At 72.5% G+C, this 2,351-nt stretch carries 2 protein-coding genes and 2 pseudogenes; 1 reads left to right on the top strand and 3 read right to left on the bottom strand.

The window, feature by feature from the left end; genetic code table 11:
- Nucleotides 1–154 precede the first annotated feature (154 nt).
- Nucleotides 155–460: pseudogene (locus ACWEQO_RS34655) on the bottom strand (hypothetical protein); the annotation flags it as partial.
- On the opposite strand from ACWEQO_RS34655, the gene ACWEQO_RS34650 reads away from it, so the two are divergent.
- The gene (locus ACWEQO_RS34650) at nucleotides 456–605 is read left to right on the top strand and encodes a hypothetical protein (protein ID WP_452986483.1); all 150 of its coding nucleotides are present in this window, start codon (nucleotides 456–458) and stop codon (nucleotides 603–605) included. The pseudogene ACWEQO_RS34655 and the gene ACWEQO_RS34650 overlap by 5 nt on opposite strands.
- A 78-nt stretch (nucleotides 606–683) precedes the next feature.
- Here the strand turns inward: ACWEQO_RS34650 and ACWEQO_RS34645 are convergent, their stop codons facing one another.
- Both ACWEQO_RS34645 and ACWEQO_RS34640 read right to left on the bottom strand, forming a co-directional pair.
- On the bottom strand, nucleotides 684–2,081 hold the full coding sequence (locus ACWEQO_RS34645) for an alkaline phosphatase PhoX (RefSeq protein WP_452986482.1): 1,398 nt from the start codon (nucleotides 2,079–2,081) through the stop codon (nucleotides 684–686).
- A gap of 92 nt (nucleotides 2,082–2,173) precedes the next feature.
- Nucleotides 2,174–2,351 (bottom strand): annotated as a pseudogene (locus tag ACWEQO_RS34640) (slipin family protein); the annotation flags it as partial.

The raw sequence follows: 2,351 nt of genomic DNA, 5'->3' as shown, positions 1-2,351 counted from the left end.
CTGCCCACAGCCTGACATCCGCAAGGTCCCCACCCATGACCACACCAACGACCGATCTGGTCAGCAGTCACGCCAAACACCGTTGCAGTACTAGGACGGTCGGTTCCGTCCGTTCGCCGTCGCGATCAGGTCGGAGACCTTCACCGTGATCTGGTCAGGAGGCCCTGAGCTTCAGCCCCGGGAGGAAGGGCTTCCTTGGAGCGGAGCCGCGCAGCGGCGGGGGGTCCCTTCGCCGCATCGTGACGACGAGTTGACATCCGGTCACGAAGTGGTAGCCCTCCTCGCGTAGCGCCGGGACGATCGTCCGCAGGGTCCGCTCGGTCGCCGGGGCCCCACTGCGGGTGCAGTGCAGGACCACGACGGAACCCGGGCGCACCCCGTCCAGCACCTGCCGGGCCACCGCGTCGGCGTCCGTGGCGAAGGCGTCGCCGCCGACCACGCCCCACTGCACGGCGATGACGCTCGGCGAGCGCGAGGGCAGTACCCGGAGGGAGATGTGCTCGGTCTTCGACAGCCGGGAGCAGATGGACCGGCTCGCGGAGACGGGCACGGTGGAGGGGCTGAAGCAGGCGATCGGTCAGATGGACGACCTGCCGGCGGCCTGACCCGCGTACGGCCCGCGTACGGATCCGTATGCGGCCCGCGGGGGCGGCCGGGGAGAGCCCCGGCCGCCCCCGCGTCCGTCACCGCCGCCAGGGGCCGGTGACCGCGAACGTCGTGCCGGGGGAGTAGCAGTTGACGTACATCGTCCGGCCGTCGGGGGAGAAGGCGACCCCGGCGAACTCGCCCCACTCCGGTTTCTCGGGCGTGCCCACGTTCTGGCGGTTGCGCGCCATCGCGTACACCTCGCCGCGCCGGGTGACGCCGTAGACGTGCTGCGCGCCGCCGCCGTCCTCGCAGACCATCAGGCCGCCGCTGGGGGCGAGGCAGATGTTGTCCGGAGACTCGCCGGGCAGGTGCACGTCGGTGTCCGGCCCGAAGACGATCACCAGCGTCAGCCGCCGCCGGTCCGGGTCGTAGCGCCAGATCTGCCCGTAGTGGTCGCCGGCCGAACCCTCGGCGCTGCGGGCGAAGGACGAGACGAAGTACACCGACCGGCCGCCCCAGTAGCAGCCCTCCAGCTTCTGCGCGTGCGTGATGCCGCCGGCGCCGAAGTCCTGGAAGCGGATGGGGGTGTCGACGGCCTGCGGGTCCGGCACGTCCACCCACTCGATACGGTCGAAGCGTGCGCCCGTCTCCCGGACCGAGGACAGGTCGGGCACCCCGGGCACCCGCATCGCCTGGAGCCGGCCGCCCGCGCGCAGCGAACCGGTGCCGCCGAGCGGCTTCTCCGGCAGGAAGCGGTAGAAGAGCCCGAAGGGCCGCTCGAACGCGTCCTCCGTCTCGTAGACGACGCCCCGCTGCGGGTCGACCGCGACCGCCTCGTGCTGGAAGCGGCCCATCGCGGTGAGCGGCACGGCGCCCGTGCGGCGCGGGTCGGCCCCGTCGACCTCGAAGACGAAGCCGTGATCCTTGGTGTAGCCGTTGGCGCCCGCCTTGTCCTCGGTCTCCTCGCAGGTCAGCCAGGTGCCCCAAGGCGTCGGTCCGCCCGCGCAGTTGACGGCGGTACCGGCGATCGCGACCCGCTCCGAGAGCACCCGGCCACGGGAGTCCAGGGTCAGCGACGTGCAGCCGCCCTTGCCCTGCGGGTCGTACGTCAGCCCGTCGATCACCGGGACCGGGGCCCTGCCGTTGGCGCGGTTCTCGTGGTTGCGGACGAGATGGACGCGGCCGTGCCCGCCCGCGAAGGCGGCCATGCCGTCCGGGTTGGAGGGGACGGGGCCCTCACCGGAGCGCAGTGCGTCGCCCTCGCGGGAGAGCACCCGGTAGCGGAAGCCCTTCGGCAGGTCGAGCAGCCCGTCGGGGTCGGGGACGAGGGGGCCGTAGCCGTGGTGGCCGAGGTTCTGCGCGGCGGCGGCAGCGGGGGTGAACAGTTCGGAGAGGGAACCGGAGAACGCGATGCCGATTCCCAGGGCGCCGGAACGGGCGAGCAGTTGCCGCCGTGTGGTGGGCGAGGGGCCGGTGGTCCCTGACGCGGTCATGGTGGGGGAACCTTCCTGCTGGCGGACAGGAACAGTGACCCGCCGTGTCTATCACCTGCCGTGAGTCACGGGAACCACGCGTGGACCACGTGTCACGGGTCCGGGAACCGGTCGGGCGGCGGCCCCGGCTCGTCGGGCGGCGGCCCCGGTTCCTCCAGGGCGCGCTCCGCCTGTGCCGGCTGCTGGGCGGACCGTTCCAGGAAGCGCAGCAGTTCCACCGGGAAGGGCAGCACCAGGGTGGAGTTCTTCTCCGCGGACACCGCCACGATC

The organism is Streptomyces sp. NPDC004051 (assembly GCF_053604275.1).
The sequence above is the reverse complement of the archived record's forward strand: the minus strand, read 5'-3'. Positions and strand labels throughout refer to the sequence as shown.